The sequence below is a fragment of the Pseudonocardia xinjiangensis genome, from assembly GCF_050948425.1.
Taxonomy (GTDB): Bacteria; Actinomycetota; Actinomycetes; order Mycobacteriales; family Pseudonocardiaceae; genus Pseudonocardia; species Pseudonocardia xinjiangensis.
The window spans coordinates 4023598-4046633 of the sequence record NZ_CP192009.1 but is presented as its reverse complement, the minus strand read 5'-3'; the positions used below and the strand labels follow the sequence as shown (position 1 = coordinate 4046633).

At 71.8% G+C, this 23036-nt stretch carries 21 protein-coding genes; 13 read left to right on the top strand and 8 right to left on the bottom strand.

The annotated features are described in order from the left end of the window. Window positions 1-57 precede the first annotated feature (57 nt). Together ACQPZA_RS19070 and ACQPZA_RS19065 are read left to right on the top strand one after the other, a co-directional pair. Window positions 58-522, top strand: a complete 465-nt coding sequence (locus tag ACQPZA_RS19070) for a cupin domain-containing protein (RefSeq protein ID WP_433272363.1) — start codon at window positions 58-60, stop codon at window positions 520-522. 307 nt (window positions 523-829) lie between these two features. Then, the gene (locus tag ACQPZA_RS19065) at window positions 830-1414 is read left to right on the top strand and encodes a non-oxidative hydroxyarylic acid decarboxylases subunit B (RefSeq protein ID WP_169400586.1); all 585 of its coding nucleotides are present in this window, start codon (window positions 830-832) and stop codon (window positions 1412-1414) included. Between the two features lie 156 nt (window positions 1415-1570). Here the strand turns inward: ACQPZA_RS19065 and ACQPZA_RS19060 are convergent, their stop codons facing one another. Continuing rightward, entirely contained in the window at window positions 1571-4399 is a 2829-nt protein-coding gene (locus tag ACQPZA_RS19060; RefSeq protein ID WP_433272361.1) for an aconitate hydratase, read from the bottom strand. Between the two features lie 337 nt (window positions 4400-4736). Here ACQPZA_RS19060 and ACQPZA_RS19055 point away from each other — a divergent pair, with 337 nt between their 5' ends. The 7 genes from ACQPZA_RS19055 to ACQPZA_RS19025 all read left to right on the top strand — a co-directional run bounded on the left by ACQPZA_RS19055 (window position 4737) and on the right by ACQPZA_RS19025 (window position 12089). Then, a complete protein-coding gene (locus ACQPZA_RS19055) occupies window positions 4737-6092 on the top strand; it encodes an NlpC/P60 family protein (RefSeq protein WP_433272359.1) in 1356 nt (451 codons plus the stop codon). A 174-nt stretch (window positions 6093-6266) separates the two neighbouring features. Beyond that, window positions 6267-7316, top strand: coding sequence for an AAA family ATPase (locus tag ACQPZA_RS19050; RefSeq protein WP_169400371.1), 1050 nt, complete (start codon window positions 6267-6269; stop codon window positions 7314-7316). A 122-nt stretch (window positions 7317-7438) separates the two neighbouring features. After that, window positions 7439-8320: a DUF58 domain-containing protein gene (locus tag ACQPZA_RS19045; protein WP_312859595.1), complete on the top strand. Its 882-nt coding sequence runs from the start codon at window positions 7439-7441 to the stop codon at window positions 8318-8320. Then, window positions 8321-9307 (top strand): VWA domain-containing protein, encoded by a 987-nt coding sequence (locus tag ACQPZA_RS19040; protein WP_169400369.1) that lies wholly within the window; start codon window positions 8321-8323, stop codon window positions 9305-9307. It abuts the gene before it with no gap. A gap of 197 nt (window positions 9308-9504) precedes the next feature. Next, window positions 9505-10215, top strand: coding sequence for a 3-oxoacyl-ACP reductase FabG (gene fabG / locus ACQPZA_RS19035; RefSeq protein WP_169400368.1), 711 nt, complete (start codon window positions 9505-9507; stop codon window positions 10213-10215). A gap of 31 nt (window positions 10216-10246) precedes the next feature. Next, on the top strand, window positions 10247-11035 hold the full coding sequence (gene fabI / locus ACQPZA_RS19030) for an enoyl-ACP reductase FabI (protein WP_433272355.1): 789 nt from the start codon (window positions 10247-10249) through the stop codon (window positions 11033-11035). Window positions 11036-11042: 7 nt separating this feature from the next. Next, window positions 11043-12089, top strand: coding sequence for a ferrochelatase (locus ACQPZA_RS19025; RefSeq protein ID WP_433272353.1), 1047 nt, complete (start codon window positions 11043-11045; stop codon window positions 12087-12089). A gap of 10 nt (window positions 12090-12099) precedes the next feature. On the opposite strand, the gene ACQPZA_RS19020 is transcribed toward ACQPZA_RS19025, so the two are convergent. The 3 genes from ACQPZA_RS19020 to ACQPZA_RS19010 form a co-directional block, all read right to left on the bottom strand. Then, complete coding sequence (locus ACQPZA_RS19020; RefSeq protein ID WP_169400365.1) at window positions 12100-12741, bottom strand: SRPBCC family protein; 642 nt, start codon at window positions 12739-12741, stop codon at window positions 12100-12102. Continuing rightward, window positions 12738-13094 (bottom strand): ArsR/SmtB family transcription factor, encoded by a 357-nt coding sequence (locus ACQPZA_RS19015; RefSeq protein WP_433272351.1) that lies wholly within the window; start codon window positions 13092-13094, stop codon window positions 12738-12740. The genes ACQPZA_RS19020 and ACQPZA_RS19015 overlap by 4 nt, the downstream gene beginning before the upstream one ends. Window positions 13095-13235: 141 nt before the next feature. Then, the gene (locus ACQPZA_RS19010; RefSeq protein ID WP_433272349.1) at window positions 13236-13826 is read right to left on the bottom strand and encodes a dihydrofolate reductase family protein; all 591 of its coding nucleotides are present in this window, start codon (window positions 13824-13826) and stop codon (window positions 13236-13238) included. Between the two features lie 102 nt (window positions 13827-13928). Between ACQPZA_RS19010 and ACQPZA_RS19005 the strand changes: the two genes are divergently transcribed. After that, entirely contained in the window at window positions 13929-14504 is a 576-nt protein-coding gene (locus tag ACQPZA_RS19005) for a TetR/AcrR family transcriptional regulator (RefSeq protein ID WP_433272347.1), read from the top strand. A 20-nt stretch (window positions 14505-14524) separates the two neighbouring features. On the opposite strand, the gene ACQPZA_RS19000 is transcribed toward ACQPZA_RS19005, so the two are convergent. From ACQPZA_RS19000 to ACQPZA_RS18985, 4 genes are all read right to left on the bottom strand, one after another. Next, entirely contained in the window at window positions 14525-15736 is a 1212-nt protein-coding gene (locus tag ACQPZA_RS19000) for a tyrosine-type recombinase/integrase (RefSeq protein WP_433272345.1), read from the bottom strand. A gap of 34 nt (window positions 15737-15770) precedes the next feature. Further along, window positions 15771-17411: a class I adenylate-forming enzyme family protein gene (locus tag ACQPZA_RS18995; protein ID WP_433272343.1), complete on the bottom strand. Its 1641-nt coding sequence runs from the start codon at window positions 17409-17411 to the stop codon at window positions 15771-15773. A gap of 39 nt (window positions 17412-17450) precedes the next feature. Beyond that, on the bottom strand, window positions 17451-18329 hold the full coding sequence (locus ACQPZA_RS18990) for an enoyl-CoA hydratase/isomerase family protein (protein WP_433272341.1): 879 nt from the start codon (window positions 18327-18329) through the stop codon (window positions 17451-17453). Window positions 18330-18555: 226 nt separating this feature from the next. After that, window positions 18556-19977 (bottom strand): M20/M25/M40 family metallo-hydrolase, encoded by a 1422-nt coding sequence (locus ACQPZA_RS18985; protein WP_433272339.1) that lies wholly within the window; start codon window positions 19975-19977, stop codon window positions 18556-18558. A 137-nt stretch (window positions 19978-20114) separates the two neighbouring features. Here ACQPZA_RS18985 and ACQPZA_RS18980 point away from each other — a divergent pair, with 137 nt between their 5' ends. From ACQPZA_RS18980 to ACQPZA_RS18970, 3 genes are read left to right on the top strand one after another with little or no spacing between them, the layout of a single operon-like run. Beyond that, entirely contained in the window at window positions 20115-20327 is a 213-nt protein-coding gene (locus tag ACQPZA_RS18980; protein ID WP_433272337.1) for a ferredoxin, read from the top strand. Continuing rightward, on the top strand, window positions 20324-21730 hold the full coding sequence (locus ACQPZA_RS18975; RefSeq protein ID WP_433272335.1) for an NAD(P)/FAD-dependent oxidoreductase: 1407 nt from the start codon (window positions 20324-20326) through the stop codon (window positions 21728-21730). Before ACQPZA_RS18980 ends, ACQPZA_RS18975 begins: the two co-directional genes overlap by 4 nt. 31 nt (window positions 21731-21761) lie before the next feature. Then, window positions 21762-23033, top strand: a complete 1272-nt coding sequence (locus ACQPZA_RS18970) for a cytochrome P450 (RefSeq protein ID WP_433272333.1) — start codon at window positions 21762-21764, stop codon at window positions 23031-23033. Window positions 23034-23036: the final 3 nt, after the last annotated feature.

Below are 23036 nucleotides of genomic sequence, written 5' to 3'. Positions count from 1 at the left end.
CGGGCGGACGGCCCGCAGCCGGGCCGGGGAGGGCGGGCGCGGGGCTAATCTCGTGCGATGAGCAACGAGGGGGCGTGGCGGACCAGCGGGGTGCGGGTGATCCCGGGGGACGCACTGGACGGCAACACCCCGCAGACACCGGGCATGCACCGCGCCGCGGCGGTCACGCACGCGAGGGTGGGTTCGGAGAAGCTGTGGGCCGGGACGGTCACCATCCATCCGGGTGCCCGCACCGGCGCCCACCACCACGGTGAGCTGGAGAGCGTGATCTACGTGGTCCGCGGGCGGGCCCGGATGCGGTGGGGCGACAACCTGGAGTTCACCGCGGAGGCCGGCCCGGGCGGCTTCATCTTCGTCCCGCCGTTCGTGCCGCACCAGGAGATCAACGCGCTGGACGACGAGCCCCTCGAGTGCGTACTCACGCGCAGCGGGCAGGAACCGATCGTGGTGAACCTGGACATCGAGGGTGTGAGCGAGCCCGAGCAGGTGCTCTGGACGGACCCGGCGCACCCGGCGCCCTGAACGTGACCGGTATCTCCCTGCTCCTGATGGGCGCGGCAGGGCAACCCGGCAGTGGCCACATCGGGAACAACAGGTCGCTCCGGAGGCTCGGGCACTGCGCCGTTCGGTCCTCCCGACGCTGCTCCGAAGCGCCCGTGCCGGGCGGACCGGCCCTTCCCGGCCGTTCGGCGCGGCCGGGAAGAACGGCCCGAACCGTAGGCTGGCACTCCTCGGCGCTGCTCCCGGCCATCGGTGAAGTCCGGCTCGGCGGCGAGCGCGTCAGGCTGCACTCGACCTGCCTGACCTGGTGAGTGAGGGGAGCGGGGGCATGAAGCTGGTCGTGGGGATGACCGGGGCCACGGGTGCGGTGCTCGGTGTACGGCTGCTCGAGGCGCTGCACGAGATGCCGGACGTGGAGACGCATCTGGTGCTCAGCCGGTGGGCGCGGGTCACGATCGAGCTGGAGACCCCCTACAGCGTGCGTGAGGTCGGGAAGCTGGCCGACGCGGTCTACGGCCACGGTGACCAGGCCGCGCCGATCTCGTCGGGCTCGTTCCGGACCGACGGGATGGTGGTCGTCCCGTGCAGCATGAAGACCCTTGCCGGGATCCGCACCGGATACGCGGACGGCCTGTTGTCCCGAGCCGCCGACGTGACGCTCAAGGAGCGCCGCAAGCTCGTGCTCGTCCCGCGCGAGACCCCGCTGAGCGAGGTCCATCTGGAGAACATGCTGGCGCTTACCCGGATGGGTGTGGTGCTCGTGCCGCCGATGCCGGCCTTCTACAACCACCCCCAGTCCGTCGCGGACGTCGTCGACCACATCGTGTCGCGCGTCCTTGACCAGCTCGGCCTTCCCGCACCGGAGGCGCGCCGCTGGACGGGGCCACCGCGCCAGGAGCCACCGGCGCCCTGACCGGGGCAGGTGCCGTCAGGGGCGCTGGCCTCCAGCCTGATGTCAATCAAACATTGACGCCAGCGTTTCGTCGATCAATCGACGACATCGCCACCGCCGCAACGACGACGGCGGGCGACCCGGAAGCCGGGCGCCCGCCGTCGAGGGGAGTGGGGACTAGTTGCGGAGCATTCCGCGCAGGACGTACTGCATGATCCCGCCGTTGCGGTAGTAGTCGGCCTCGCCGGGGGTGTCGATGCGGACGGTGGCGTCGAACTCCACCTTCTCGCCGTTCTCCTTCGTGGCCGTGACGTGCACGGTGCGCGGCGTCGAGCCGTCGTTCAGCGCGGTGACACCGGAGACGTCGAAGGTCTCGGTGCCGTCCAGACCGAGGGACGCGGCCGACTCGCCCTGCGGGAACTGCAGCGGCAGGACGCCCATGCCGATCAGGTTCGACCGGTGGATCCGCTCGTAGCTCTCCACGATCACGGCCGTGACGCCGAGCAGTGCGGTGCCCTTGGCCGCCCAGTCACGCGACGAACCGGAGCCGTACTCCTTGCCGCCCAGCACCACCAGCGGCGTGCCCTGGGCGGCGTAGTTCTCGGCGGCGTCGTAGATGAACGCCTGCGGGCCGCCCTCCTGCGTGAAGTCGCGGGTGTACCCGCCGCTCACGCCGTCCAGAAGCTGGTTGCGCAGCCGGATGTTGGCGAACGTCCCGCGGATCATCACCTCGTGGTTGCCGCGGCGGGAGCCGTAGGAGTTGAAGTCCTTCTTCTCCACGCCGTGCTCGCGCAGGTACTGCCCGGCGGGGGTGTCCTCCTTGATGGAGCCCGCAGGCGAGATGTGGTCGGTGGTCACGGAGTCGCCGAGCAGGGCCAGCACCCGCGCGCCCGCGATGTCCTTCACCGGCGACGGCTCGGGCGCCATGCCCTCGAAGTACGGGGGCTTGCGGACGTAGGTCGACTCCGGGTCCCAGTCGAAGGTGTTGCCCTCCGGGGTCGGCAGCGAGCGCCAGCGCTCGTCGCCGGCGAAGACGTCCGCGTAGTCCTTGGTGAACATCTCCTGGCTGATGGCGGAGTCGATGGTGGACTGCACGTCCTTCGCCGAGGGCCACAGGTCGCGGAGGAAGACGTCGTTCCCGCTGGTGTCCTGGCCGAGGGGCTGGTTCTCGAAGTCGAAGTCCATCGTGCCGGCCAGGGCGTAGGCGATGACCAGCGGCGGCGAGGCCAGGTAGTTCATCTTGACGTCGGGGTTGATCCGGCCCTCGAAGTTGCGGTTGCCCGAGAGCACCGAGACGACCGCGAGGTCGGCCTCGTTGACGGCGGCGGAGATCTCCTCGGCCAGCGGCCCGGAGTTGCCGATGCAGGTGGTGCAGCCGTAGCCGACGAGGTGGTAGCCCAGCTTCTCCAGGTACGGCCAGAGGCCGGCCTTCTCGTAGTAGTCGGTGACGACCTTCGAGCCGGGCGCCATCGACGTCTTGACCCACGGCTTGACCGCGAGGCCCTTGTCGACGGCGTTCTTGGCGAGGAGCGCCGCGCCCAGCATCACCGAGGGGTTCGAGGTGTTGGTGCAGGAGGTGATCGAGGCGATCACCACGGCTCCGTGGTCGATCTCGAAGGACGCTCCGTCGGCCAGTGCCACCCGGGTGGGCTTGCTGGTGCGGCCGGTCGCGCCGGAGGCCGCGGACACCGCGGTGTGCGGGGCGCCGTCGCCGTTGCCGCTGCTGGGCGACGACGGGTCGCTGGCCGGGAAGCTCTCCTCGCCTGCCTCGTCCACGGCGGAGGGGGTGCTGGCGGCGTCGTCGGGGTCGCGCTGGTCGGGGGCGCCCGCGTAGTCGACGAGCGCCTCGCGGAAGGCCTCCTTCGACTCCGAGAGCGCGATGCGGTCCTGCGGGCGCTTCGGGCCCGCGATCGACGGGACGACGGTGGACAGGTCGAGCTCGAGGGTCTCGGAGTAGGCGTACTCGCGCGACGGGTCGTGCCAGAGCCCTTGCTCCTTGGCGTAGGTCTCGACGAGCTCGATCTGCTCGGCGGAGCGGCCGGTGAGCTTGAGGTAGCGCACGGTCTCGTCGTCGATGGGGAAGATCGCCGCGGTGGAGCCGAACTCCGGGCTCATGTTGCCGATCGTGGCGCGGTTGGCCAGCGGCACCGCGCCGACGCCCTCGCCGTAGAACTCGACGAACTTGCCGACCACGCCGTGGCGGCGCAGCATCTCGGTGATCGTCAGCACGACGTCGGTGGCGGTGGCACCCGCCGGGATCTCGCCGGTGAGCTTGAAGCCCACCACGCGCGGGATGAGCATCGAGACGGGCTGGCCGAGCATGGCCGCCTCGGCCTCGATGCCGCCGACGCCCCAGCCCAGTACGCCGAGGCCGTTGACCATCGTGGTGTGGGAGTCGGTGCCGACGAGGGTATCGGGGTAGGCCTGGCCGTTGCGGGTCATCACGACGCGGGCCAGGTGCTCGATGTTGACCTGGTGCACGATGCCGGTGCCCGGCGGGACGACCTTGAACTCGTCGAACGCGCCTTGGCCCCAGCGCAGGAACTGGTAGCGCTCCTTGTTGCGCTGGTACTCGAAGTCGACGTTGCGCTCGAACGCGTCCGGGCGGCCGAAGACGTCGATGATCACCGAGTGGTCGATCACCAGCTCGGCAGGCGCGAGCGGGTTGACCTTGGCGGGGTCGCCGCCCAGCTCGGTGACGGCCTCGCGCATGGTGGCCAGGTCGACGACGCAGGGGACGCCGGTGAAGTCCTGCATGACCACGCGGGCGGGGGTGAACTGGATCTCGGTGTCCGGCTCGGCTGCGGGATCCCAGTTCGCCAGCGCACGCACGTGCTCCGCGGTGACGTTCGTGCCGTCCTCGGTGCGCAGGAGGTTCTCGAGGAGCACCTTGAGGCTGAACGGAAGGCGCTCGGCGCCCTCGACGGCCGAGAGCCGGAAGATCTCGTGCTCGCCCCCGCCCGCCTGGATCGTTCCTCTCGCTCCGAAGCTGTCCGTGCTGGCCACGTCGTTGTCCTCCTGGCGGTGGTGGGCGCTGGGATGCCGCTCGAATGTCACTGGGATGAGGTTTTTTCGGAGTCTGGTGCACCGGCGCGTCCCCGGAGCAGCGACCCCGTCCAGTCAAAACAGTACGCTTGTCCTGCTACGGGGTCGACCTGGGGGAGGGGTCCTCCGACAGCGTGGCGACCGGCCACGACGTGCCCGTCGGTCACCAGGCCGGCCTGTCCTTTTCACCCGTGTGGTCAATGTTCGTCCTGGTACGCGTGTGGCTACCGGGCTGCCTGCCGTCCGGGTGCCACAGTGCGCTCGCTCCTGGAGATCGACGAGGGGACGGAGGCGGCGCGTGCGGTATCGAGGCGGGCCGCGGTCGTCGTCCGGGCGGGACCGGGGGAGCGGGCTCCCGGCATGGCGCCGCCAGGGGCTCGTGCTCGTGGTGCTGGTCGCGCTGCTCGGCGGCACGACGTCCACCGCGGGAGCCCAGCCCACCCCGCCGCCACCGCCCAACCCGAGCGACGACGACCTGCAGCGCAGTCGCACCGACGTGAACCAGCGGGCGGGCGAGGTCGGACGCCTGTCGGCCCGGCTCGCGGAGCTCGACAGCCGGACCGACGATCTGCAGGCTGCGCTGGCCGCACAGCGGGAGACGGCGGAGGCCGCGCTCGTCGACCTGCAGGCGGCTCAGGACGCGGCGGCCGCGGCCGCCCGGCGGGCCGTCGCCGCCCGGATCGCGACCCAGGCCGCCTCCGTGGCGATCGACGAGGCGCGCGCCCGTCTCGACGAGTTCGTCACCGCCACTTACCAGCGGGGTCTGGACATCGGTCCGCTCGGGCTGCTCACCGACGCCACCAGTCCCGAGGACCTCGTCGCGCGGGCCGAGGCCAACGACCTGATCGCCCGGGCCCAGCTCACCGCGCAGGACGGGCTGGAGCGCGCCCGCGTCGAGAAGGCCAACGCGGACTCCGCCGCCCGTGCCGCGCTGGAGGACGCGCGCGCCCGCGAGGCCGACGCGAACACCGCGAAGTCGGCTGCCGATGCGGCTGTCGCCGCCGCCGAGTCGGCGGCGCGCGCGCAGGCCGAGCAGCTCGCGGCCGTCGCCGCGGAGCGGGCCGACGTGCAGCGCCGCCTCGACGCCGCCGAGTCGGCCGACGCCGGCCTGCGCCAGCAGCGCGCCCGGTTCGACGAGTGGCAGCGCCGGCTGGCGCAGGAGCAGGCCGCCCGGGAGCGGGCCGAGCGTCAGGCGGCCGAGGCCCGGCTGGGCGGCCAGGACGACGCGCCCCGCAGGGGCAGTGCGGCGGTACGCCGGGTGATCGACCGCGCGCTGTCGCAGCTCGGGAGGCAGTACGTCTGGGGTGGCGGCAACGGGCGTGGTCCCAGCACCGGCATTCCCGACGGCCTCGGCTCGCCGCTCAACCGCGTGGGGTTCGACTGCTCGGGCCTGATGCTCTTCGCGTTCAACGGCGTGGGCGTGTCGCTGCCCCGGGTGAGCCGCAACCAGTACAACGCCGGGCGCAAGGTGCCGATCTCCGACCTCCGGCCGGGCGACATGGTGTTCTTCAAGAACGGGGGAGCGCCCATCCACCACGTCGCCCTGTACATCGGCAACGGGCAGATGGTCGAGGCTCCCTACACCGGCGCGCGGGTCCGGGTCGTGCCGTTGCGGACGAAAGGCCTGGTGCCGCAGGCCACCCGGGTGCTGTGAGCCGGGAGGAACCCAGGCCGTCCTTCCTCTGATGTCAATGAAACATTGACGCCAACGAAAAGTACTTCAAACATTGACATCGACGGCCCTTCGGGCCGACTGCCCCGAAAAACGAAGGTCGTGCCCTGCGCCGGGTTCACCGGAGTCTCACGCTCGGCACGGTGGGATGGCGCGGTGACTGTGCAGGAGTCCGTCCCCAGCCCGGCCCACGAGGGTGAGCGGCTCGAGCGGGTCGTCTTCGAGATCAAGCGGGTGATCGTCGGCCAGGACCGGCTCGTCGAGCGGATGCTCGTCGGGCTGCTGGCCAAGGGCCACCTGCTGCTCGAGGGCGTGCCCGGCGTCGCGAAGACCCTTGCGGTCGAGACCGTCGCGAAGGTCGTCGGCGGCTCGTTCTCGCGCCTGCAGTTCACCCCGGACCTCGTGCCCGCCGACATCCTCGGCACGCGCATCTACCGCCAGGGCCGCGAGGAGTTCGACGTCGAGCTGGGGCCGGTGGTGGCCAACTTCGTGCTCGCTGACGAGATCAACCGCGCGCCGGCGAAGGTGCAGTCGGCCATGCTCGAGGTGATGGCCGAGCGCCACCTGTCGATCGGGGGCAAGACGTTCCCGATGCCCGAGCCGTTCCTCGTGCTGGCCACCCAGAACCCGATCGAGAACGAGGGCGTGTACCCGCTGCCGGAGGCGCAGCGCGACCGCTTCCTCTTCAAGATCATCGTCGAGTACCCGGGCGTGGAGGAGGAGCGGGAGATCGTCTACCGGATGGGCGCGGAGCCGCCCGTCGCGCAGCAGGTGATCGACCCCGGTGAGCTCCTTCGGCTGCAGGGGGTGGCGTCCCGGGTGTTCGTCCACCACGCGCTCGTCGACTACGTCGTGCGGCTCGTCGTCGCCACCCGCACGCCCGCGGACCACGGCCTCACCGACATCGCAGGCTGGGTGTCCTACGGCGCCTCACCGCGAGCCACCCTGGGCATCGTCGCCGCGGCGCGGGCGCTCGCGCTGGTGCGCGGCCGGGACTACGTGCTCCCGCAGGACATCCTCGACGTCGCGCCCGACGTGCTGCGCCACCGGCTCGTGCTGTCCTACGACGCCGTCGCCGACGGCGTGCCCATGGACCACATCATCTCCCGGGTGCTCGCCACCGTCCCGCTGCCGCAGGTCACCGCCCGTCCGCAGCACGACCCGGCCGCCGCGGCGCCGTACACGGCGGCCGGCAGCTCGACGTGACCACCCCGACGCCCGGGGTTCAGGAAAGCCACTTTCCTGCCCCGCCGGTTCCGGAAAGTGGCTTTCCTGAACCGGGGCGGCGTCATCAGCCCGCCGCGCCGCCGTCGTTCCGCGACGGACGGATCGAGGCGGCGTTGCGGACGCTGGAGCTCACCGTGCGGGGGCGGCTCGACGGGCTGTTGCAGGGCAACCACCTCGGTCTCGTCCCCGGGCCCGGCAGCGAGCCGGGGGAGGCGCGGACCTACCAGCCCGGCGACGACGTCCGCCGCATGGACTGGGCCGTCACCGCGCGGACGACCCAGCCCCACGTCCGGGAGACCGTGGCCGACCGGGAGCTGGAGACGTGGGTCGTGCTCGACCTGTCGCCCAGCCTCGACTTCGGCACCGCGTCGTGCGAGAAGCGCGACCTCGCGATCGCGGCGCTCGCCGCCGTCACCCACCTCACCCGGGGCGGGGGCAACCGGATCGGTGCTCTCGTCGCCACGGGGGAGCAGACCGTCCGCATCCCCGCCCGGGGCGGCCTCGCGCACGCCCGCGGCCTGCTGCGCCGCGTCGCCCTGACCCCCCGGGCCCCCGACGGCACCCGCGGTGACCTCACCTCCGCGATCGAGCAGCTGCGCCGCCCGCCCCGGCGCCGGGGGCTGGCCGTCGTCATCTCCGACTTCCTCGGCGAACCCGAGTGGGAGCGCACCCTGCGCGCGCTGTCGAACCGGCACGACCTGCTGGCCGTCGAGGTGCTCGACCCGCGCGAGCTGGAGCTGCCCGACGTCGGCACCGTGGTGCTGGCCGATCCCGAGACCGGCCGGCAGCGCGAGGTGGTCACCAGCCCGCTGCTGCGTCGGGAGTTCGCGGCCGCCGCGGCCGAGCACCGCGACCGGGTGGCCGCCGCGCTGCGCCGGTGCGGGGCCGCGCACCTCACGCTGCGCACCGACTCCGACTGGATCTCCGACATCGTGCGGTTCGTCCTGGCCCGCAAGCGTGCCTGGTCGGGGGGTGGCCGGTAGATGTTCACCAACCCCTGGTGGCTGCTGCTGCTCGTCGTGGTCGCCGCCATGGCCGCCGGGTACGTGCTGCTGCTGCGCAGGCGCCGCCGCGACGTCGTCCGGTTCACGAACCTGGAGCTGCTCGACCGGGTGGCTCCCAAGCGGCCCAACTGGTACCGGCACGTTCCGGCGGCGGCGCTGATCGCGGCGCTGGCCGTGCTGACCATCGCGCTGGCGGGCCCGCAGGCGGAGGCGCGCGTGCCCCGCAACCGGGCCACGGTCGTCCTGGTCATCGACGTCTCGCTGTCGATGCAGGCCACCGACGTCGAGCCGAGCAGGCTGGCCGCGGCACAGGCCGCGGCCAAGGCGTTCGCCGACCAGCTCACCCCCGGGATCAACCTGGGACTGGTGTCGTTCGCGGGTACGGCCGCGGTGCTCGTCTCGCCCACCGTCGACCGCGAGCCGATCAAGCGTGCGGTGGACGGGCTCAAGCTGTCGGAGTCGACCGCCACCGGCGAGGCGATCTTCGCGGCGATGCAGTCGGTGGAGACGTTCTCCCAGGCGATCGCCGGGGCCGCTGCCGATGGGCCGCCACCCGCCCGGATCGTGCTGATGAGCGACGGCAAGCAGACCGTCCCCGGCGGCGTGATGCCGGAGGAGGAGCCCCGCGGCTCGTTCACGGCGGCTCGAGCGGCCGCGGCCGCCGGCATCCCCGTCTCCACGATCTCCTTCGGCACCGACTACGGCTCGATCGAGATCAACCCGGGGGAGCGCACACCGGTCGCGGTGGACGACGCGTCGATGCGCCAGATCGCCGAGCTCTCCGGTGGCCAGTTCTTCACCGCCGCCACCGAGGACGAGCTGCGGCAGGTGTACGCCGAGCTCGGCGAGCAGATCGGCTACGAGGTGCGCCGCGTCGACACGAGCAGGCCGTGGCTCGCGGGCGGTGCCCTCCTGCTCGTGGTGGGGGTCGGCAGCGGCCTGGCCCTGGGCCGCCGCTTCCCGTGACCCGGGCGACTCGCGCGGCTGACCGGGCGACTCGCGCGCAGAAAACGGGCGACTCGCGGGCCACGGGGGCTGCTCTGCTCCGCGAGTCGCCCGTTCTGGTTCCGCGAGTCGCCCGTTCTGTCCGCGCGAGTCGCCCGGATCGTGCTACCGAGTCGCCCGGTTTCCGCGGGCCGGACGGCGGCCAATAGGGTGGCTGCGTGGGACGCAGCGTGCTGGTGACCGGAGGCAACCGCGGTATCGGGCTCGCGATCGCGAAGGCGTTCGCGGCGCAGGGTGACCAGGTGGCGGTGACGCACCGCAGCCCTGTGGAGGGCTTGCCCGGCGAGCTGTTGCCGGTGCAGTGCGACGTCACCGACACCGCGGCCGTGGATGCGGCGTTCAGCGAGGTCGAGGACAAGCACGGCCCGGTGCAGGTGCTGGTCTCGAACGCCGGGATCAACGACGACGGCCTGCTCATGCGGATGAGCGAGGAGTCGTTCACCCGGGTCGTCGACGCCAACCTCACCGCTGCCTACCGGGTCGCGAAGCGTGCCTCCCGCGGGATGCTCAAGGCGAAGAGCGGTCGCATGGTCTTCGTCTCCAGCGTGGTCGGCCTCAGCGGCTCGGCCGGGCAGGTCAACTACGCGGCCTCCAAGGCCGGCCTCGTCGGGCTGGCCCGCTCCGTGGCGCGGGAGCTGGGCTCGCGCGGCATCACGGCCAACGTCGTGGCCCCCGGCTTCGTCGACACCGACATGACCCGCGCCCTGTCCGACGCGCGGCGCGCCGAGATCATCGGGCAGGTGCCGCTGGGCCGGTACGCGAGCCCCGAGGAGGTGGCCGCCACGGTCACCTGGCTGGGCTCGGAGGCCGCCGGCTACATCACCGGCGCGGTGATCCCGGTCGACGGCGGCCTCGGCATGGGCCACTAGGGACTCGCTCTCCGAACACGGAAAGGCTCACATGGGACTGCTCGATGGCAAGCGCCTGCTCGTCACCGGTGTGATCACGGACGCCTCGTTGGCGTTCCACGCTGCGAAGATCGCCCAGGAACAGGGCGCCGATGTCGTGCTCACCGGCTTCGGACGGATGCGGCTGGTGGAGCGGATCGCGCAGCGGCTGCCGAAGCCGGCCGCGGTCGTGGAGCTCGACGTGTCGGACCAGTCCCAGCTCGACAGCCTCGTCGAGCGGGTCTCGCCGCACCTCGCCGCCACCGGGCAGGACGAGCCCAAGCTCGACGGCGTGCTGCACTCGATCGGTTTCGCGCCGGCGTCCTGCCTCGGTGAGAACGCGTTCCTGAACGCGCCGTGGGAGGACGTGGCCACGACGATCCAGGTGAGCGCCTACTCGTTCAAGTCGCTGTCCACGGCGGTGCTGCCGCTGCTCGGGCCGGGCAGCTCGATCGTCGGCATGGACTTCGACAACCGGCAGGCCTGGCCGGCCTACGACTGGATGGGCGTGGCCAAGTCCACATTGGAGTCGGTCACCCGGTACCTGGCGCGTGACCTCGGGCCGAAGGGCATCCGGGTCAACCTCGTCGCCGCCGGGCCGGTCCGGACGATGGCCGCGAAGTCCATCCCCGGTTTCGCCGCCTTCGAGGACGCCTGGGACGGGCGTGCGCCGCTCGGCTGGGACGTCAACGACCCGGTGCCCGTCGCGAAGACGGTGTGCGCGCTGTTCTCGGACTGGCTGCCGGTCACCACCGGCTCGATGGTGTGGGCGGACGGCGGGTTCCACGCCATCGGTGTCTAATCAGACCGTGCGAGAACAAGCGGACGCTCTGCTGGTGCTGAGCTTCGGCGGGCCCGAAGGGCCCGACGAGGTGCGCCCCTTCCTGGAGAGGGTGGTCCGCGGCCGTGGCGTGCCTCCGGAGCGGCTCGACGCCGTGGAGGAGCACTACCAGCACTTCGGCGGCGTGAGCCCGCTGAATGCGCGCAACCGTGATCTGATCGCCGCGATCCGCGAGCGCACCGACCTGCCCGTGTACTTCGGCAACCGCAACTGGCACCCGCTGGTGGAGGACACCGTCGCCGAGATGACGCGCGACGGGGTGCGCCGCGCGCTCGTGTTCGCCACCAGCGCGTACGGCGGGTACTCGGCGTGCCGGCAGTACCAGGAGGACATCGCACGGGCGCGCAAGGCGGTGGGGGACGAGGCGCCGCAGCTGGTGAAGCTGCGCCACTTCTTCAACCACCCGGACTTCGTCGCCGCCAACGCCGACGCCGTACGCGCGGCCACCGCCGGGCTGCCCGCCGACGTCCGTGACGCCGCGCGGCTCGTGTTCACCGCCCACTCGGTGCCGACCGCGGCCGATGCCGCCGCGGGGCCGCCCGAGGAGGGCGGCCACCGCTACTCGCGGCAGGTGGCCGAGGCGGCGCGGCTGGTCGCGGAGGACCTCGGAGTCGCGGAGTACGACGTCGTGTGGCAGTCGCGCTCGGGGCCCCCGCAGGTGCCGTGGCTGGAGCCCGACATCGTCGACCACATCGACGCGCTGCACGCCCGTGGCGTGCCCGCGGTGGTCGTGTGCCCGGTCGGGTTCGTGTCCGACCACGTCGAGGTGGTGTGGGACCTCGACACGGAGGCGAAGGAACGCGCCGCCGAGCTGGGTATGGGCTTCGCCCGGGCGTCGACGGCCGGGCCCGACCCGCGGTTCGCCGACATGGTGGTGGAGCTGATCGCCGAGCATCTCCACGAGTCGGCCCCGCGGCACCTGGGGGACGTGCCGGGGGCCGGGTGCACGATCAACGGGATGCCGTGTGCGGTGGACTGTTGCATGCCGGCCCGGCGTCCGGCCCGTCCGGAGTGAACGAGAAGCCTCAGGCCTGGTCGGGCACTGCGGTGTAGAAGGTCGTGGTGCGGTCGGCCGCGGCGCGGGCAGCGGCGGGATCGGTGCCGGCCGCCACCGCCGCAGCGCACCACAGGTCGCTGGACGACGTGATGAACTGCCGGGCCTCGTCCGAGGTGGACCAGGTCGCGAACTCCGCCGGGTCGACCGGCTGACCTGAGGACAGGTGCAGTTCCTGCCCGAGAAGGGCCAGGTCCCAGCCGACCCCGACGGCGCCCGGGCCGTACTCGGTCCAGCGTTCGTCGTCGACGTGGGCGATGTGTTCGAGCTCGAACCGGGTGCGCCCGTCGGCGACCTCGGTGAGCCGGACCTCGATCCAGCTCACCTCGCCGCCGAACTCCCAGGTGGCGGCGAACCCGTGCGGGGGATCGCAGCGCTCCACGGTGCCGCCGGCGTTGCCGTCGAGCTGGTAGCGCCCGCCGACGCGGAGGTCGCCGGACACGGGGAGGAACCACCGCGGGATGCGCTCGGGATTGGTGCAGGTGTCCCACAGGTCGTCGAGGTCGGCGGTGTAGGTCCGGCTGATGGTCATGACGCGGGCCTCGCCCGCCTCGAGCGTGCGCGTGCCGACCGTGCGTTGCACGGCGTTGATCTGATGGGTCACGTCGATCATGGGTCGGTCCTCTCGTCGGGATCGCGGAGCCGGCGCTCGCGCCGTCCGCGGGCCAGTTCGGTGGCCAGCGCGTCCAGGTGGGGAGTCCAGAAGCGCCGGAAGTGGTCGAGCCAGGTGTCGATGTCGCGCAGCGGCTCGGGCCGGACGCTGTAGAGCCGGCGCGCGCCCTCGGGACGGACGGTGGCGAACCCGTTGTCGCGCAGTACCCGCAGGTGCTGGGAGACGGCGGGCTGGGAGATGCCGAACTCCTCCTGGATCGCCGCGCACACCGCTCCGGAGGTCATCTCGCCTCCGGCGAGCAACTCCAGGATCCGCCGGCGTACCGGGTCCCCGAGAACGTCGAAAGCGTGCACGGCGAGAAAGTAGCAGCGCACGCTTATATAAGCAAGACTGGGTACGCGGGGGCCCCAGGGACACCCCGGAAGTTCAGGAAAGCCACTTTGCTGCCCCCACAGGGCCTGAAAGTGGCTTTCCTGAACCTGGTGGAGCCGCGGTCAGGGGCGGGCGTAGGTTAGGAACGCTGCTCCGCTCGCCAGGACGGTGTGGTCGGTCAGCCGCCATGTGCGCGGGTCGAACGCGGTGTCCCTGGAGAAGAGCGGTATGCCTGAGCCGATGGTCAGTGGCCCGAGCTTGATGATCAGCCGGTCGATCTCCGGGTACAGCGCTCCCGCGAGCTCGCTCCCGCCCAGCAGCCAGATGTCCTTGCCGTCCTCCTGCTTCAGCTCCCGGACCACCGCCTTCGGGTCGGCGGCCACCAGTTCGACGTGCGGGTCCGCGCTCGCGGCGAGCGTCCGGGAGAACACCAGGTGGCGCAGGTGCGGGTAGGCGTCGGCGATCCCGGCCTTCAGTCCGATCTCGTAGCTTCGGCGACCTTCGAGGACGGTGTCGAAATGGGTGCCCTCCGCCGTGACGGACAGCGCGGTCCTGGCCGGCCCGGGCAGGATCTCCGGGAGCTCGGTGGCGAGGTGCTCGATGTAGTCCTGGGGGACGGGCCAGAAGCCGTCCGGTCCGGTGGGGTCGCTCCCGTCCGGTCCGGCGATGAACCCGTCGAGGGTGGTGGCGACGCAGTAGACGAGCTGACGCAACAGGTTCGCTCCTGATTAGCACGGCGAATGATGTACTCTGCCTGAAGTGGTTTGAACGTTAGTACTGCACCCACAGTGGTGTCAACGCGCCCTGGAGACCTCATGCGCCAGAACCCCGCCCGCCGTACCGCCCTCCTCGATGCCGCGATCGAGGTCCTCGCGGGCGAGGGTTCGCGCGGGCTGACCCTGCGCGCCGTCGACAAGGAGGCCGGCGTTCCCCCCGGCACGGCGTCCAACTACTTCGCCAACCGCGCGGAACTGCTGGGTCAGGTGATGAGGCGGACGCGGGAGCGCCTCACCCCCGACCCGTCCGAGGTGGCGGCCACGATGAAGGCCGCGCCGTCGCGCGAGCTCGTCACGACGTTGATGGTGCAGCTCGTCGAGCGCATGCGCCGCGAACGCAGCACCCATCTGGCCATGCTGGAGCTGCGTCTCGAGGCCACCCGGCGTCCCGAGCTCCACGAGGAGCTGGCCCGGTTCTCGGTCGCCGAGCTCGACGCCAACGTCGGCTTCCACTTCGCGGCGGGCCTGCCGGGCGACCGCACGGCGGTGGTCCTGCTCTACCTGGCGATGCTCGGGCTGATCATCGACGACCTCACCGTTCCGGAGCTGCTCGCGCCCCACCGGCTCGACGTCCTGATCGACGCGATGGTGACGCGCCTGCTGCCGGAGAGCTGACCGGGGCCGCGGGGAGTGGGTCAGGGGAGGGGGTCGGCCGGGGCCGGTGCGGCGGCGATCGCCGCGGCCACCAGGTCGGCCGCCGTGCTGGCCCGGGAGCGCCGGCCGCGGTCGTAGTGCTGGGTGGTGGCGATCGTGGCGTGCCCGACGTCGGCCTGGACGTGCTGGATGCGGGCGTCCTGCTCGAGGGCGATCGTCACGTAGGCGTGCCGCAGGGCGTGCGGGTGCACGCGGTCGGCGAGACCGTCCAGCGCCGGTCCGGCGTGGGCCGCGATGCGCCGCAGCAGCGTGTAGAGGTCGACGCGCGAGCAGCGCCCGCCGTCGCGGGTGGCGAGCATGGGGGTGCTGTCCGCGCCGGTGCGCCCCCGGCGGGCAGGGGCCGCCGACCGGCTCAGGCGGTCGCGTTCGGCGAGGTAGGCCGCCAGCGCGTCGCGCACGAGGTCGGTGAGGTAGACCTCGCGGTGCAGGCCGCCTTTGCCGAGCACACGGAGCACGTCGTCGCCGCCCGTGCGGTACAGGTCGCCGCGGTCGAGGCCGACCACCTCGGAGATCCGCAGCCCCAGCGTCAGCAGCGCCACCATGGCCACCGCGCGCAGGGCGTAGAGCCGGGCCAGCCGGGGGCTGCGCGAGTAGGGCAGGCGCGCCGCCGCGACGAGCAGGGCCTTGAGCTGCTCGGCCGTGAGCCGCACCGTCGGTGAGGCGTCCCGGGCGGTGGAGGACAGGCCCAGCCGGGCCCGGTTGAGCGCTGCCGGGTTCGCCGCGACGGCGCCGGTCTCGGCGAGGTGCCCGTAGAGCGCCGACAGCGTGGAGAGCATCCGCTGGCGCGTGCGCCGTTGCGCGCCGGCGGCGTCGAGGGCGTGCAGCCAGGCCTTGACGTGGCGCGCCGTGGCGTCGCGGGGGTCGAGGGTCTGGCGCGCACACCACCGGAACCAGGCGAGGTCGTGCAGCGGCCCGGCCGGTGCCGGCGGCGGGGTGCCACGGCCGGAGCGTGCGGACTGCGCGCCGCCGATTGCGTCGACCCAGGCGATCGGCAGGCCCAGCGCGTAGGCGTAGGTGCGGCGGGTGCCGGCGTTGGCGTACTGGCCGAGCCAGTCGACCAGCTGGCCGCGCAGCCCCTCGGGATCGGCGACGCCGGGCCAGTCCGAGACACCGGAGGCCAGGGGTACCGGCGTGGCAGGGGAGCGGGAGCCGGCCAGCGCCTCCAGGACGGCCAACGGCTCGGACGCTGCCATGATCGGCAGCCTAGCGCTGCGCTCCGGCCCCGCCCTACCGCTGCCGGACCGGTTCGGGCGTGCTGCTCTGCCAGCCGTTCCCGGTGCGCCGGAAGCCGCCGGGCACGTCGGTGAGCTCGCGGTTGAGCACCTTGCCCGACGGGCTGCGCGGCAGCGCGTCGATGAACGCGATCACCCGGGGCACCTTGTACCCGGCGAGCTCCACCCGGCACCGCTGCTCGATGTCCTCAGGTGTGTGGCTGACACCGTCCTCGAGCACCACCACGGCCTTGACGCTCTCGCCCCATTCCTCGTCCGGCACGCCGACCACGGCGACCTCCCGCACACCGGAGATGCCGCGGATGGCCTCCTCGATCTCGGCCGGGTAGATGTTGATGCCGCCACTGACGATCACGTCCTTGAGGCGCCCGGCGATGAAGACGAAGCCGTCCTCGTCCTGGTATCCCAGGTCGCCGGTGCGGAACCAGCCGTCGCGGAACGCCTCGTCGGTGCGCTTCGGGTCGCCGAGGTAGACCGGTCCGGTCAGCAGGCCCCGTTTCGCGACCTCCCCGACCTCGCCCGCGCGCTGGAACCCACCGTCGGGGTTGAGGATGGCGACCTCGGTACGGAAGAACGGCCGCCCACAGGACTCCGCCTTCGGGCCGAACGGGTCCTCCAGGTTGATGGTGACGCACGCCGTCTCGGTGCCGGCCAGGAACTCGCCGATCCGCGCCTCGGGAAACGCCCTGGCGAGCCGGCGCTTCAGCGTGCCGCCTGCCCGGGCGCCGGAGCTGAGCACCAGGCGGAGCGAGCTCGTGTCGACGGGCTCGGCCGAGCTCTCCGCCGCGTCGGCAAGCCGGTCGAAGATCACCGGCGCACCCGGGAGCACCGTCGGCCGGTCGTGGGCGATCGAGTCGAGCACGCGCCGCGCGTCGAAGCGGCGGTGGATGTTCAGCGTCCCGCCGACGTAGAGCTGCTGCAGTGCACAGGTGAACCCGAGGCCGTGGAAGAGCGGCCCCACCACCAGCTCGACGTCGTGCGGCCCGATCCCGAGCTCGACGCTCATCTCGGCCCAGCCCTGGACGGTCACCCGGTGCGGGATCACGCACACCTTCGGCGATCCGGTCGTCCCGCTGGTGAGCGCCAGCCGGAACGGCGTGGACTCGTCGATCTCGGGCAGCCGCGCACCGGCCGGGTCGACGACGACGTCCTCGTAGCGTCGGACGTCCTCGGCGCGTTCGTGCAGGGGCGCCACCGGGTCGCCAGAGGTGTCCCGTAGCCGGGCCACGGCCAGCTCCCCGTCCGGGACGCCGGCCCCCGCCGGGCCCAGAGCGTCGAGCACGTCGGTGACGATCGCCGTCGCGCCGGTGACCCGCAGGGCGCGCGCCACCTCCCCGGCCACGAGGCGGGGGCTCAGCGGCACGATCGGACAGCCCGCCTTGGCCAGGCCGTACATGAGCTCGATGTACTCGATCCGGTTGCCTGCGTAGAGGCCGACCGGTTCACCGCTGCGGACGCCGTAGTGCGCGAGCCCGGCGGCGACGCCGGTGGAGCGGTCCTCGAGCTGCTGCCAGGTGAGGGTGTGCTCTCCCTCGACCACCGCCACCCGGTCGCGACTGGCGGGGTTGGAGGCGTGCAGCCGCGGCACGTCCCCCACCCGCAGCGCCCGGTGGTACGGGTCCGTCAACACTGCCACTGCGTGCCTCTCCCTCTGCGGCCCTGCGTGCCTGATGCACTAGCCCCGGAAATCGGGCGACCGCTTGTCCAGGAACGCCGAGAGGCCCTCCCACGAGTCGTCGCTCTGGGCGAGCCAGGACTGGCCCAGCCGCTCGATGTCGCGGCCCGTGTGCGGATCGACGCCCTCACACATGTTGATCACGTGCTTCGCCAGGCCGATCGCCCTCGGGGCGCCCGTCATGAGATCGGCTGCGAGGGCCTCCACGGTGGCCACGAGCTCCGCGCCGGGCACCACCTCGGAGACGAGCCCCATCGCCCCGGCCTGCGCGGCGGTGTACTGCCGGCCGGTCATGACCATCTCCTTGAGCCGTTCCACGCCGATGAGACGGCTCATCCGCGAGCACGCACCGGACGCCGGGATGACGCCGATGTTGATCTCCGGGAGCGAGAAGGTCGCTTCCTGCGCCGCGATCCGGAAGTCGCACGAGACCGCCAGCTCCACCCCGCCACCGGCGCACGGCCCGTTGACCGCCGCGATGACCGGCTTCTCGATGGTCTCGATGTCGTCGAAGGTCGAATGGTTGGTGCGCACGAAGGACCGGTAGCTGTTGCCCGGCAGGCCGCGTTGCCACCGCAGGTCGTTGATGTCGCGGCCGGCACTGAAGCCGCGCCCGGCCCCGGTGATGACGACCACCCGGATCCCGTCGTCGTAGGTGGCCTCCCACAGCGCTGCCCTGAGCTCGACGAGCATCCGCCAGTCGAAGGCGTTGAGCCGCTCGGGCCGGTCGAGCGTGATCCAGCAGATCCCGGCGGTGCCGCCGGCGTGCATGCGTACCCGCTGGAACTCCGCGGGGCTCACGAAGTACGGCGACGGGGGAACCTGCGAACCGCCGGCCGTCGAGGTGCGGACCGGGCCGTCGCCACCGAGGGAGGTCACTCGCCACCCCGGCGTGGCCCGTCCTTCTGCCCGCTCGCAATGATCACCAGGGGAACGCTAATCGGAATTCAGAATTGCGCCCACGGGGCGTGGGGATTCACACACGGCCGGACGGCAGTTCCCACTCCGATGCCAGGAATGTTGCGTATGGTCGCAAAGGTATGGGCGATTCGAGGTGTGGGCGGTATACACGGCATGACGCCGATGGCCCGGACGTACGTCGGACCTACCGGCCGGCGGAGTGAGCGTCGACGATGTGTGCGATGGACTCGGTCAGCTGCCGGGCGAAGGGAATGTTCAGCCACTCGTCCGGAACGTGCAGGTTCGAGTCGGGTCCCAGTGCTCCGGTGACGACGAACTGGGCGTCCGGGTAGCGCCTCCCGAGCGTCTCCATGAACGGGATGCCGCCGCCGAGACCGGCGCGGCGGCAGGGCTCGCCGTACACCTGCTCGGCGACGTCCACCAGGGCGGCGGACAGCCACGGCGCGACGGCCGGTGCGTGCCACCCGTTGATGGTCATGGCGTCGGTGACGTCGACCCGCGCGCCGTAGGGCACGTCGGTCGTCACGACCTTCTCGAGCGCGGCGCGTGCCGTCTCGGCGTCGACCGGGGGCGGGAGGCGGAAGCTCAGTCGTAGCGACACCGCATCGAGCAGGACGGCCCCCGCGCTCGATGCCTCCGGGAGACCGGCGGCGCCGATGACCGACAGCGCCGGACGCCAGGTGTTGTTCACGATCAGCTCGACGTCGTCGGCGACGAGCGGCACGACGCCCTCGACCAGGGGGAAGCGCCGGGTGACCCGGCCCGGGTCGAGGGCGACGAGCTCCTCGACCTCCTCGCGCAGGCCGTCCGGGAGGGGGGCGTGCATCTCGGGCACCCTGACCTCCCCGGTCGCTGGGTCCTCGAGACGGTCGAGGAGACCGCGCATGACCAGGAACGGGTTGGGCACGATGCCGCCGCCCAGGCCGGAGTGGACGGGCGTGTCGAGGACGCGCACGGTCACCGTCACCTGGACCGCGCCGCGCAGGCTGGAGGTCAGCCACAGCCGCTCGTAGTCGTCGCCCCCGCTGTCCAGGCACACCACCAGCGTCACGTCGCCGAGCCGATCGGAGAGATGCTCCAGGTAGACGGGCAGGTCGGGACTGCCGGACTCCTCGCCCGTCTCCAGCAGCACCACGGCCCGGGCATGTTCTCCGCCGGCGGCCCGCACCGCGCCGAGTGCGGTCACCGCCGCGTAGGCCGCGTACCCGTCGTCGACCGAGCCCCTGCCGTACAGGCGGTCGCCGCGCCGCACCGCCTGCCAGGGGCCCAGCCCCGGGGACCACTCGCCCAGGGCGGGCTGCTTGTCCAGGTGCCCGTAGAAGACCACCGTCCCGCTCGATGCCGACCCCGCCGTCGCGGGCACGTCCACCAGCAACAGGGGCGTACGGCCGTCGAGCTCCACCACCTGGCAGGCCACGCCGGGCAGACCGGAGGACTCGACCCACCGCCGCACGTGGTCGACCGCCGCGTGCAACTGACCGCCGGCGCGCCACGAGGGGTCGTAGGCGGGAGACACGGCAGGGATCTCCACCAGTTCCGAGAGGCTGGGGATCACGTGGTCGGCCCACGCCCGGTCGACCGCGTCGCGTACGCGCGCATGCTCCATAGCCGACGATCGTAAGTAGCGGTGCCGCCGCCCCGGTGGGCGAGCACCCCGGCACCGAGCCAATCGCCCGTTGCGGGTGATGCGCCCTGCGCCGGGGCCGTCGACGGTGGCGTCCCGGTTCGGCGGAGGGAATATCCATGCGACTGGTCGTTGATCTGAACCGTTGCCAAGGATATGCACAATGCGTCCCGCTGGCGCCGGAGGTCCTCCATCTGCACGGTGAGGAGGCGCTCATGTATGACCCGAACCCGGACGACTCGTTGCGCCAGCACGTCCTGCGAGCCGCAGCCTCCTGCCCCGTTCAGGCCATTGTCGTGGACCGGCTGGACGAGATCGGGGAAAGCTCGTGAGAGCGGAGCTCATTGCGGACGTGGTGGCCGAGTTCAAGGCCTACGGCCGGATCGTCATCGTCGGCGCCTCCCTGGCCGGGCTCCGCGCCGCCGAAACCCTGCGCGACGAGGGCTTCACCGGGCCACTGACCATCATCGGGGACGAGAAGCAGGAGCCCTACGACCGTCCTCCACTCTCCAAGCAGGTGCTGAAGGGACTGGCGCGGGCCGACCACACCCTGCTTCCGCGGATGCGGAAGGTCGATGCGGACTGGCGGCTCGGGGTGGCCGCCACCGGCCTCGACCGCCGCGCCAAACAGGTGCGCCTGGCCGACGGTGAGCAGGTTCCGTTCGACCGCCTGCTGATCGCGACCGGCACGCGCTCGCGGCCGTGGTTCAACCCGCAGGAGGCCGCGCTGGAGGGCGTGTTCACGCTGCGCACCGCCGATGACGCGGGCCGGCTGCGGGCGGCGCTGGCGGCCGGGCCGGGGCGGGTCCTGATCGTCGGCGCCGGCTTCATCGGATCGGAGATGGCCTCGGTCTGCCGCGAGCTCGGTCTCGCCGTGACGGTCGCCGAGCGCGCCGAAGGACCACTCGTCGGCGCTCTCGGAGGCGTGATCGGCGACATCGCCGCCGAGATGCAGCGTGACCACGGGGTCGACCTCCGCACCGGCGTCTCGGTCGAGGCGTTGGAGGGAGACGCGCAGGGACACGTGCGCCGTGCCCGGCTGTCGGACGGGACCACGCTCGACGTCGACGTGGTCGTGGCTTCGCTCGGTTCGATCCGCAACACCGAATGGCTCGACGGCGCGGGCCTCGCCTCCGGCCGTTGGGGCGTCGCGTGCGACGCAGGCTGCCGGGTCTTCGACATCAACGGGGTGGTGACCGACAGCATCTTCGTCGCGGGCGACATCGCCCGCGCACCGCACGTGCTCTACGACTACCAGTTCCTCGTGCAGGAGCACTGGGACAACGCCGATGTCGGGGGCCGGGTCGCGGCGCACAACATGGTGAGCCTCGAGCCCCAGCGCCGTCCGCACCTGCCGTTGCCCGCGTTCTGGTCGGGGCAGTTCGGTGTCAACATCAAGGGCGTCGGCGTGGGCCCCTTCGCCGACGAGATCGTCATCACCCAGGGATCGGTGACGGACCGGCGTTTCGCCGCCGCCTACGGCCGGGACGGCCGCATCGTCGCCGCCGTGACGTTCAACCACGGCAAATGGCTGGAGTACTACGGGGCCCTGATCGAGCGGTCGGCCACTTTCCCGCCCCCTCCGCCCGGTTACGACCAGCCCGACGGTATGCAGCCGATGCCGGCCCGATTCCCGACGCCGGGCGCCCCGACGGGGTGGCCGGACGTCGTCCTGACCGGCCACGACCCGACCGAGCGCGGAGCCGAGTACGAATACCGGACGAAGAAGCGCTGAGCGAGAGCCCGAAAGGCGAGAGGAGGCATCCATGAGGCCGGAGATCACCTGGGCGGAGGCCATGAAGTTCGAGAACCGCCACGACCCGTACCGGTTCTTCGACGAGCTCCGGAAAACGCCGGTGGCGCGGGTGGCGGACGACATCTACGTCGTCACCGGCTACTGGGAGCTCCTGGCGTTGGCCCACGATCCGCGGGTGAGCTCCGACATCAGCCGTAGCCCGCTGCAGGCCAAACGGGCCGCCGCGCAGGAGCCCCCGCCCGAGGCCGAACACCTCACGGCGTACGGCCGGCAGCCGAGCATGATCATGTCCGATCCGCCGTACCACGATCGCGCGCGCCGCCAGGCCATGCGGCATTTCGGGCCGCCCCATTCGCCGGACCTCATCCCGAGTATGGAACCGGCTATCGAGCGGCTCTGCAACGAACTGCTCGGAAAAGCTGCCGACAAGACCCGGATCGACATCGTCGACGAGTACGGCTACCGGGTTCCGGTGACGGTGATCTGCAAGGTTCTGGGCGTCCCGCTGGAGGACGAGAAGGCGTTCCACGCCTGGATCTTCGACTTCATGGCAGGTCTCGACCTGGGCCCGGAGGCGGCCACCGAGGAGGGGAAGGTCCGGGCCGCGAAAGGAAAGGAGAGTACAGCCGCGCTCACCGAGTACCTGCGGGGGCTGATCGACGGGTATGTCCGGGAGCCCGGCGAGGGCCTGCTCTCGAAACTGGTGAACGACGATGGCCCGGACGGACCCATGGCGCCCCCGGAGGCAGCGGCCAACGCGCTGCTGCTGCTCATCGCCGGTCACGACTCCACGGTCAACACGATCTCCCATTGCGTGCTGACCCTGCTGCGCAACCCCGGGAGCGTCGAACTGCTGCGTCGCAGGCCAGGGCTGATCCCGCGGGCCATCGAGGAGGTCCTGCGCCTCCAGTCGGCGGTCCAGTTCTTCCCCAGTAGGTCCGCCACCGCCGACATCGAGGTCGGTGGCACGGTCATCCCGGAGGGCTCGGCGATCTTCCTCATGTACGGGGCCGCCAACCGCGATCCCGGCCGTTTCCCCGACCCGGGCAGGTTCGACCCCGAACGTCGCGCCAACGAGCACTTCGGCTGGGGCAGCGGCATCCACACCTGTTTCGGGGGTCCGCTGGCGCGCCTGGAGGTGAACGTCGCACTGGAGGTCTTCCTGCAGCGCGTGGAGAACCCACGGCTCGTCGACGATCCACCGCCGTACCGGCGCAACCAGATCTTCCGCGGCCCGCAACACCTGTTCATCGACTACGACCGGATCAGGGAGCATTCGTAAGCT

Excerpts from the sequence above, each read along its gene's own strand:
- ACQPZA_RS19070 (WP_433272363.1), top strand. The coding sequence starts at position 58 with ATGAGCAACGAGGGGGCGTGGCGGACCAGCGGGGTGCGGGTGATCCCG.
- ACQPZA_RS19065 (WP_169400586.1), top strand. The coding sequence starts at position 830 with ATGAAGCTGGTCGTGGGGATGACCGGGGCCACGGGTGCGGTGCTCGGT.
- ACQPZA_RS19040 (WP_169400369.1), top strand. The coding sequence starts at position 8,321 with ATGTTCACCAACCCCTGGTGGCTGCTGCTGCTCGTCGTGGTCGCCGCC.
- fabI (WP_433272355.1), top strand. The coding sequence starts at position 10,247 with ATGGGACTGCTCGATGGCAAGCGCCTGCTCGTCACCGGTGTGATCACG.
- ACQPZA_RS19020 (WP_169400365.1), bottom strand. The coding sequence starts at position 12,741 with ATGATCGACGTGACCCATCAGATCAACGCCGTGCAACGCACGGTCGGC.
- ACQPZA_RS19005 (WP_433272347.1), top strand. The coding sequence starts at position 13,929 with ATGCGCCAGAACCCCGCCCGCCGTACCGCCCTCCTCGATGCCGCGATC.
- ACQPZA_RS19000 (WP_433272345.1), bottom strand. The coding sequence starts at position 15,736 with ATGGCAGCGTCCGAGCCGTTGGCCGTCCTGGAGGCGCTGGCCGGCTCC.
- ACQPZA_RS18985 (WP_433272339.1), bottom strand. The coding sequence starts at position 19,977 with ATGGAGCATGCGCGCGTACGCGACGCGGTCGACCGGGCGTGGGCCGAC.
- ACQPZA_RS18980 (WP_433272337.1), top strand. The coding sequence starts at position 20,115 with ATGCGACTGGTCGTTGATCTGAACCGTTGCCAAGGATATGCACAATGC.
- ACQPZA_RS18970 (WP_433272333.1), top strand. The coding sequence starts at position 21,762 with ATGAGGCCGGAGATCACCTGGGCGGAGGCCATGAAGTTCGAGAACCGC.